The sequence below is a fragment of the Streptomyces sp. NPDC001002 genome (genome assembly GCF_053599215.1).
This window is the reverse complement of record NZ_JBSFLV010000028.1, coordinates 83,463-91,378: the sequence shown is the minus strand read 5'-3', so window position 1 is coordinate 91,378 and position 7,916 is coordinate 83,463. Positions and strand designations below refer to the sequence as shown.

Below are 7,916 nucleotides of genomic sequence, written 5' to 3'. Positions count from 1 at the left end.
TAGGAACAGAAGGGGCCCCGGCCCGCGTCGAGCGGTCCGGGGCTCCTTCTGCGTGCCGGGTGCCGGGTGCAAGGCCGGCCAAGTGGTCCAGGTGGGTCAGGCCGTCACAGCCGCCGCCGCAGGCTTCGGCTTCGGCTTGGCCTTGGGCTTCGCCTTGTCGTTCTTGTCGCCGGTGAAGGCCTCGTACTCCGCGAGGACCTCCTCCGTAGGACCGTCCATGCGCAGCACACCGCGCTCCAGCCACAGCACACGGTCGCAGGTGTCGCGGATCGTCTTGTTGTTGTGGCTGACCAGGAACACCGTGCCCGCGTGCTTGCGCAGCTCGCGGATGCGCTGCTCGGAGCGCTTGCGGAAGGCCGCGTCACCGGTGGCCAGGGCCTCGTCGATGAGCAGCACGTCGTGGTCCTTGGCGGCGGCGATGGAGAAGCGCAGCCGGGCGCCCATGCCGGAGGAGTACGTCCGCATCGGCAGGGTGATGAAGTCGCCCTTCTCGTTGATGCCGGAGAACTCGACGATGTCGGCGTAGCGCTCCTTGATCTGCTCGCGGGACATGCCCATGGCGAGACCGCCGAGGTAGACGTTGCGCTCGCCGGTCAGGTCGCTCATCAGGGCCGCGTTGACGCCGAGCAGGGAGGGCTGGCCGTCGGTGTAGATCCGGCCGTTCTCCACCGGCAGCAGACCCGCGACGGCCTTCAGCAGGGTCGACTTGCCGGAGCCGTTCGTGCCGATCAGGCCGATGGCCTCGCCCTTGTACGCGACGAAGGAGACGTTCTTGACGGCGTGCACCTTGCGGACGCCCGACGCCTGGTCGGCCTGCTTGCGGCGCAGCATGCGGTTGAGGGCGGCGGTGGCGGAACCGCGTCCGCCGCTGGTGCCGTTGACCCGGTAGACGATGTCGACGCTGTCGGCGACGACGGTGGGGATGTCGCTGCGGGTGGTCTGTTCGGCGGCCTGGTCGGTCATGGGGTCGGTGATCCCGTCTGCGCGCTCTTCGGTGTACTCAGCCACGGCCGTAGGTCTCCTCGGCCTTCCAGAAGTAGATGAAGCCGCAGACCCCGGCGACCACGGCCCAGCCCACCGCGAGCGCCCACACGTGGGGCGGCAGCTGGCTGGCGTGGAAGCTGTCGATGAGGGAGTAGCGCATCAGGTCGATGTAGACGGCGGGCGGGTTGGCCTTGAGCGTCGGAGCCACCCAGCTGGGCAGGTCGCTGTGCTGCTTGGTCAGCTTGTCGATGCTCCACATGACACCGGAGATGTACATCCAGGTGCGCAGCACGAACGGCATCAGCTGGGCGATGTCCGGGGTCTTGGAGCCCATCCGGGCCATGATCATCGCGATGCCGGTGTTGAACGTGAACTGCAGCACCAGGACCGGGATCGCCAGGAACCAGGAGAACGAGACCGGGATCCCGAAGCAGAGCAGGATCACGACCAGGGCGCACATCGAGAACAGCAGCTGCTGGAGCTGCTGGAGGCAGAAGGAGATCGGCAGCGCGGCCCGCGGGAAGTGCAGGGCGCGGACCAGGCCGAGGTTGCCGGAGATGGCGCGGGTGCCGGTCAGGATCGAGCTCTGGGTGAACGTCCAGATGAACACGCCCGTAACCAGGAACGGGATGTAGTCCGGCACGCTCCGCTTGGTGTCGAGCAGCACGCCGAAGATGAAGTAGTACACCGCCGCGTTGAGCAGCGGGGTCATGACCTGCCAGACCTGGCCGAGCTTCGCCTGGCTGTACTGGGCCGTGAGCTTGGCGGTGGAGAAGGCGGCGATGAAGTGCCGCCGGGCCCACAGTTCACGGACGTACTCGGGCAGGGAGGGACGGGCGCCGCTGACCGTGAGGCCGTGTCGCGCGGCGAGGGCCGCGAGATCGTCGTCGGCCGCAGTCGCCGTCGGGGGCGGTGTGTGGAGTACCTGGCTCACATCCGCTGCTTTCGCTCGGGGGGTGGGGGTGCGGGCGAACCGGCCCGTCGGCCGGCCGGTCCGTCACCCGGCGTTTCCTTACGCTTCTCTTCACGTTCTCTTACGTCGGGACGGGACCGTATCGTCGCAACGTGAGCGTAGGCCGTATCGGCGTCGGAACGCAACCGTTTCGTCGTCACGTCCTTCGCCAGGACGAGACCGTTTCGTCGCCGGGACGGAACCGTTCCGTCGTGACGCGCTGCGTGGGGACGGGACCGTATCGTCGCAACGCCCTATGCTGGGCCGTATGACGACGAACGCCGACGAGCCCCAAACCCGTCCGCGCCGCCGCACCCCTGCCGGAGCGGCCGTGCTCCGTCCGGATGTGACGGAAGCCATTCGGGCCGCCGTCTTCGAGGAGCTCGCGGCCGTCGGCTACGCGCGGATGTCCATCGAGGGGATCGCGCGGCGCGCGGGCGTCGGCAAGACCGCGGTCTACCGCCGCTGGCGGTCCAAGCTGCACCTGGTGCTCGACGTCGTCTCGGCGCTCGCGGTGCAGGGCCTGCCGGTGCCCGACACGGGCTCCCTGGAGGGCGACCTGCGGCTGCTGTACGAGTTCACCTCGCGCGCGCTGCGGCACCCCGTCGCCTCGCAGATCATCCCGGACCTCCAGGCCGAGGCGGCGCGCAACCCCGAGATCGCCGAGGCCATGCAGAAGGCGCTGCGCGAGGGGCAGGACGGCGTCGCCAGCAAGATCGTGGTGGCGGCGGCCCAGCGTGGCGAGGTCAGCGGCGGCCTCGACCAGGACCTGGCCCTCGACCTGATCTCCGGGCCCCTGTACTGGCGCTCGGTGGTGATCCGCAGCCCGAAGCTGCCCAAGGGGTACCTGGGCGCACTGGCACGGGCCACCGCGGCGGCGATCAAGGCGCTGTGAGTAGGCTGCGGTGATCAGGCCGCCGGTGGCCGACAGGACGTCGCCGTGCGCACGGTGACCGGAGTTGAGGCGGAACAGCCGTGAGAGTCGTGATCGCCGAGGACAACGCCCTGCTGCGGGAGGGCCTCGTCCTCCTCCTGACCTCCGCGGGACACGACGTGGTCGCCGTCGCGAGCACCGGCCCCGAGGTGCTCCCCGCCCTGCTCGAACACCGCCCCGACGCGGCCGTGCTCGACGTCCGCATGCCCCCCGGCTTCCGCGACGAGGGTCTGCGCGCCGCCCTGGAGGCCCGCGAACGGATCCCCGGCCTCCCGGTCCTGGTCCTCTCTCAGTACGTCGAGGAGTCGTACGCCGCCGAGCTGCTGACCGGCGGCGCGAGCGGGCTCGGCTACCTCCTCAAGGACCGGGTCGGCCGGGTCGACGAGTTCCTCGACGCCCTGGAACGCGTCGCCGCCGGCGGCACCGCCCTCGACCCCGAGGTCGTCACCGAACTCCTCACCCGCCGCAAGGACTCCCCCCTCGACTCCCTCACCCCCCGCGAGCGCGAGGTCCTCGCGCTGATGGCCGAGGGCCACGACAACGCCACCATCGCGAAGACCCTCGTAGTCACCGAACGAGCCGTCCACAAACACATCGGCAACGTCTTCCTGAAACTGGGTCTGCCGCAGAGCGACAGCGGCCACCGCCGGGTGCTTGCGGTGCTGGCGTATCTGAACAACCGGTAGCCGCCCCGGAGTCGGTCTCAGCGGGCGACCAGCCGCAGCGCGAGTTCCGTCAACTCCGCCACCCGCAGCACGCGTTCGCTGAACCCGGGCAGCGGTACGTGCAGCGGCTCCGTCCAGCGCTCGGGGATCGCGGCGACGCCGTACACCGCTCCCGCCAGGCCGCCGGTCACCGCGGCGACGGTGTCCGTGTCGCCGCCCAGGTCGACGGCCGCTCGTACGGCGTCCTCGTACGAGGAGGTGGTCCGCACGGCCCATACGGCGGAGCCGAGGCACGGCCAGACCGCGCCGTTGAACTCGGTGGCGAGGTCGGGGTGCCAGTCGGGGGCGAGGACGGTGGCGTAGCGCTCGCGGTGGTCGGGGTGGACGGCGGTCAGGGTGTCCGGGACGGCGGCGATCGGGTCGCTCCCGTCGAGGGCGGTGCGGACCAGCTCGTGGAAGACGGCGGTGCCTTCCCAGGCCGCGCGGTCGCCGTGGGTGAGGGCGGCCAGGCGGCGGGCGGCATCCATCGTGGCCTCCCGGCCGGTGTGCGCGAAGTACACGGCAGAGGTGGCCGCTCGCATCAACGCGCCGTTTCCGGCCGCCCGTTGATTGGTCTGGAAGTGCAGGGCCGCGGCCAGGTCCCACGGATCGCCGCCGCTCAGCACCGCTTCGGTCTGGAGGCCGATGTCCTTGGGCTCGGCAGTCGCCCAGAGCCGGAACCGGCGAAAGACATCGGGGAGTTCGAGGCCACCGCACTCCAGCAGTGACTCGCCGACCAGCACCGCCATCTGTGTGTCGTCCGTCGCCTCGCCGGGGTCCCAGCCGCCGCCCCCGCACATCTCACCGCCCTGCCCGGGCTCCGGAAAGCGGGCGGAGAAGGCGCCCTCGGGGCCGAACTCGAAGGGCGCGCCCAGGGCGTCGCCGACGGCGGAGCCGATGACGGCGCCCAGCGCGCGGTCGGTGCGGGTCGGTCGAGTGGCGGCTATGCCTGTCGGTTCGGCCATCACCGCAGGCTAGCCCGCCCGCCACCTCGGAAGCACCGGCCCGACTCCGGAACCCCGGCCGCTACCCCCGCCCCACCCCCGGATGCCGCCGTACCCACCCCTCCCAAGCCGACGTGATCATGTCCTGGACGTCGTGTTTGGCTTTCCAGCCCAGTTCGGTGGCGGCGCGGTCGGCGGAGGCGACTACTCGGGCGGGGTCGCCGGGGCGGCGGGGGAGGGCGGTCGGGGGGAGGTCGTAGCCCGTGAGGGTGTTGATGTGGTCGATCATCTCGCGGACCGAGACGCCCTCGCCGCGGCCGATGTTGAGGGTGAGGTCGCGGCCGGGGGCGGCGCGCAGGGCGTGGGCGGCGGCGACGTGGGCCTCGGCGAGGTCGACGACGTGGATGTAGTCGCGTACGCAGGTGCCGTCCGGGGTGTCGTAGTCGTCGCCGAAGATGCGCGGGGGCGCGTTCTCGGTGAGCTTCTCGAAGACCATGGGGACGAGGTTGTAGACGCCGACGTCGGCCAGTTCCGGGGCCGCGGCGCCCGCCACGTTGAAGTAGCGGAGGGAGGCGGTGGAGAGGCCGGTCGCGCGGCCCGTCGCCCGGACCAGCCATTCGCCGGCCAGCTTCGTCTCGCCGTAGGGGGACATGGGGAGGCAGGGGGTCTCCTCCGTCACCAGATCCACGTCCGGCATGCCGTACACGGCCGCGGAGGAGGAGAAGACGAAGGACGGGACGCCGGCCGTCGTGACGGCCTCCAGGAGGACGCGCAGGCCCTCGACGTTCTCGCGGTAGTAGTGCAGGGGGAGTTGGACCGACTCGCCGACCTGCTTCTTCGCCGCGAGGTGGACGACCCCGGTGACCTCGTGGTCGGCGAGCGTGCGCGCCAGCCGTTCGCCGTCCAGCGTCGAGCCGGTCACCAGCGGCACCCCGTCCGGCACGCGCTCGGCGATGCCGGTCGACAGGTCGTCGTACACCACGGCCTGTTCGCCCGCCTCGGTCATCGCGCGCACGACGTGCGCCCCGATGTAGCCGGCGCCACCGGTGATCAGCCAGGTCATGTGCGTCCGTCCCCTCGTCGATGTGTCCGCGTATCAGTGAAGCAGGCGGGGGTGCCGGGCGGGGATCGGTGCCCTCTCCATCCTTATGCATCGTCAATCATCTGTAAGTGGTCGCTAGTAGTACAAAATGACTTTCGTGGAGAGTGAGGGTGCGGGAGTCGGAGCCGGACGTCGAAAACCTGCGGAGCTCGTCGTGGCCGTGGCCGCGCCCGCCGCCGTCATGCTCGCGATCGGGCTGTGGGGGCTCGACCGCGGCGGGATATGGCGCGACGAGGGCGTCACCTTCCAGGTCGCGCGGCGCTCGGTCCCGCAGATCTGGCGGCTGCTGCACGGCGTGGACGCGGTGCACGGTCTGTACTACCTGGTCATGCACGCCGTCCTCGCCGTCCACTCCGGCGAGGTCGTCCTGCGCCTGCCGTCGGTGTGTGCCGCCGCCGCGACCGCGGGCCTCGTCGGGGCGCTCGGGGCCCGGCTCGCGGGGCCGCGCGTCGGCTTGTGGGCCGGACTGCTGTACGCCGTGACCCCGCTGGTCGGGCACTACGCGCAGGAGGGCCGCTCGTACGCCCTGGTCGCGGCCGGCGTGGCAGGGTCCACGCTGCTCCTGGTGCGCGCGCTGGACGGGCGGTCCTGGTGGCCGTACGCACTCGTGCTCGCCGCCACCTGCCTGCTGCACGAACTGGCCGTACTGGTGCTGGGCGCCCACGCGGTCACGCTGGCCTGGACGCGGGCGCCGAGGCGGGCGTGGTGGGGCTGGGCGCGCGCGACGGTGGCCGTTGGTGTCGTCCTGCTGCCGCTCGTGATGGTCTCGCGGGCGCAGTCGGGACAGGTGGAGTGGCTGCCGGTGCCGGGGTGGGGGAGTGCGGAGCGGTTGGTGCGCGGTTTTGCGGCCGGGCCCACCGGGGTGGTGTTCTGGGTGTGTCTGATGCTGGTCGTGCTGGGGCTGAGGGTGCGTCAAGTGGCCGCCGTCGCCCTGCCGTTGGCGGTCGTGCCGCCCGCGCTGCTGATGACGGTCTCGCAGGTCCGGCCGATGTACGACGACCGGTACGTGCTGTACGCCCTGGCCGGAGTGCCGCTGCTGGTGGCCGCGGGCGCGGACCGGGTGGTCTCGGCCGACCCCGGCGGGCCGACCCTGCGCCGCCGCCTGCTCCACAGTCCCGCCGCGGGCGCCCTCGCCATCGCCCTGGCCTTCTTCCACGCCCTGCCCGCCTACCGCCAGGACCGCATGCCCGCCCACCGCCCCGACGACCTCGCCGCCGTCTCCGCGCTCGCCGCCCGCCAACTGCGCCCCGGCGACCCGGTGATGTACCTCCCTGCGATCGGCCGGCGCTCGGCGCTCGCGTACCCCGAGGGGTTCCGGCGGGCCCGGGACATCGCGCTCGGCGAGCCGGGACCACCGTCCGGCACGCTCTACGGCCGTGAGGTCGGCGCCGGTGAACTGCGCCGCAGACTCGCGCGCGTGCACCGCCTCTGGATCGTCACCGAGCCGTACGCCCGGCGCTCCCGCTGGTACCCGGTCGAGCCCACCGAACGCGCCAAACTCGCCGCCGTGGAGGAGCAGTTCGTACCCGCGCGTGCTCAACGGACGCGGTACGTCCTCGGGGGCGTCGCCCTGCGGCTCTACGTCAGACGGCCGGACGCGTTCGATCCGACGGTGGGGCCGGGTGCGGCGGTCGGGTTCGGTCCGACCGCCACGGCCGGCCCAACAGGCAAGTCGGGTAAGGCAGTTGCCCCCACCACCCCGCTCACTCCGACGTCTCCTCCAGCGTCGCCGCGTCCAGCGCCGCGGTGAGGTCGTCGAGGCGGGCGCGCAGCGCGCGGATCTCGTCCACGTCGAAGCCGGTCGCGGCGGAGATGCGGCGGGGCACCGCGAGGGCGCGCTCGCGCAGGGCGGCGCCCTCCTCCGTCAGCCCCACCTCCACCGAGCGCTCGTCGCGGGCGCTGCGCTCACGGCGGACCAGACCGGCCGCCTCCAGCCGCTTGAGCAGCGGGGAGAGGGTGCCGGAGTCGAGCCGCAGGTGCTCGCCGAGCTTCTTGACGGGCAGCTCGCCGTGCTCCCACAGCACGAGCATCACCAGGTACTGCGGATACGTGATCCCGAGATCCTTGAGGATCACCCGGTAGACACCGCCGAACGCGCGCGAGGCCGCGTTCAGGGAGAAGCAGATCTGCTGGTCGAGACGGAGCCAGTCGGTGGTGGGCGGAGTGGGAGTGGGCGTGGTCATGGGTCCAGGATAGCCTTTGCGAGCCATTTAGTTGTACGCAATTTAATTGTGTGCTCTACTTGAGTCCGTCAGGCGGCCGAAGAAGCCGAAGCCGCCGGCAGCTGACTTTGAGA

Annotated in this window: 8 protein-coding genes; 3 read left to right on the top strand and 5 right to left on the bottom strand. The window is 71.5% G+C overall.

All coding sequences use genetic code 11. The features are described 5' to 3' along the window. Nucleotides 1–96 precede the first annotated feature (96 nt). Both ACWDR3_RS15725 and ACWDR3_RS15720 read right to left on the bottom strand, forming a co-directional pair. Nucleotides 97–963 carry an ABC transporter ATP-binding protein gene (locus tag ACWDR3_RS15725; RefSeq protein WP_450353033.1) on the bottom strand — a complete coding sequence of 289 codons (867 nt, stop codon included), beginning with the start codon at nucleotides 961–963 and terminating at the stop codon, nucleotides 97–99. A 37-nt stretch (nucleotides 964–1,000) separates the two neighbouring features. Beyond that, nucleotides 1,001–1,918, bottom strand: a complete 918-nt coding sequence (locus ACWDR3_RS15720) for an ABC transporter permease (protein WP_450353028.1) — start codon at nucleotides 1,916–1,918, stop codon at nucleotides 1,001–1,003. Nucleotides 1,919–2,204: 286 nt separating this feature from the next. On the opposite strand from ACWDR3_RS15720, the gene ACWDR3_RS15715 reads away from it, so the two are divergent. Together ACWDR3_RS15715 and ACWDR3_RS15710 are read left to right on the top strand one after the other, a co-directional pair. Further along, the gene (locus ACWDR3_RS15715; protein ID WP_450353027.1) at nucleotides 2,205–2,831 is read left to right on the top strand and encodes a TetR/AcrR family transcriptional regulator; all 627 of its coding nucleotides are present in this window, start codon (nucleotides 2,205–2,207) and stop codon (nucleotides 2,829–2,831) included. Between the two features lie 80 nt (nucleotides 2,832–2,911). Next, nucleotides 2,912–3,556, top strand: a complete 645-nt coding sequence (locus ACWDR3_RS15710; protein WP_450353026.1) for a response regulator — start codon at nucleotides 2,912–2,914, stop codon at nucleotides 3,554–3,556. Between the two features lie 17 nt (nucleotides 3,557–3,573). On the opposite strand, the gene ACWDR3_RS15705 is transcribed toward ACWDR3_RS15710, so the two are convergent. Both ACWDR3_RS15705 and galE read right to left on the bottom strand, forming a co-directional pair. Further along, nucleotides 3,574–4,539, bottom strand: a complete 966-nt coding sequence (locus tag ACWDR3_RS15705) for an ADP-ribosylglycohydrolase family protein (protein ID WP_450353025.1) — start codon at nucleotides 4,537–4,539, stop codon at nucleotides 3,574–3,576. Nucleotides 4,540–4,600: 61 nt separating this feature from the next. Beyond that, a complete protein-coding gene (galE, locus tag ACWDR3_RS15700; protein ID WP_450353024.1) occupies nucleotides 4,601–5,581 on the bottom strand; it encodes a UDP-glucose 4-epimerase GalE in 981 nt (326 codons plus the stop codon). 193 nt (nucleotides 5,582–5,774) lie between these two features. Here galE and ACWDR3_RS15695 point away from each other — a divergent pair, with 193 nt between their 5' ends. Then, the gene (locus tag ACWDR3_RS15695) at nucleotides 5,775–7,370 is read left to right on the top strand and encodes a glycosyltransferase family 39 protein (protein WP_450353023.1); all 1,596 of its coding nucleotides are present in this window, start codon (nucleotides 5,775–5,777) and stop codon (nucleotides 7,368–7,370) included. On the opposite strand, the gene ACWDR3_RS15690 is transcribed toward ACWDR3_RS15695, so the two are convergent. Then, the gene (locus tag ACWDR3_RS15690) at nucleotides 7,324–7,830 is read right to left on the bottom strand and encodes a MarR family winged helix-turn-helix transcriptional regulator (RefSeq protein ID WP_450353022.1); all 507 of its coding nucleotides are present in this window, start codon (nucleotides 7,828–7,830) and stop codon (nucleotides 7,324–7,326) included. The two genes, ACWDR3_RS15695 and ACWDR3_RS15690, sit on opposite strands and share 47 nt — an antisense overlap. Between the last annotated feature and the right edge of the window lie 86 nt (nucleotides 7,831–7,916).

Excerpts from the sequence above, each read along its gene's own strand:
- ACWDR3_RS15690 (WP_450353022.1), bottom strand. The coding sequence starts at position 7,830 with ATGGCTCGCAAAGGCTATCCTGGACCCATGACCACGCCCACTCCCACT.
- ACWDR3_RS15725 (WP_450353033.1), bottom strand. The coding sequence starts at position 963 with ATGACCGACCAGGCCGCCGAACAGACCACCCGCAGCGACATCCCCACC.
- ACWDR3_RS15705 (WP_450353025.1), bottom strand. The coding sequence starts at position 4,539 with ATGGCCGAACCGACAGGCATAGCCGCCACTCGACCGACCCGCACCGAC.
- ACWDR3_RS15715 (WP_450353027.1), top strand. The coding sequence starts at position 2,205 with ATGACGACGAACGCCGACGAGCCCCAAACCCGTCCGCGCCGCCGCACC.
- galE (WP_450353024.1), bottom strand. The coding sequence starts at position 5,581 with ATGACCTGGCTGATCACCGGTGGCGCCGGCTACATCGGGGCGCACGTC.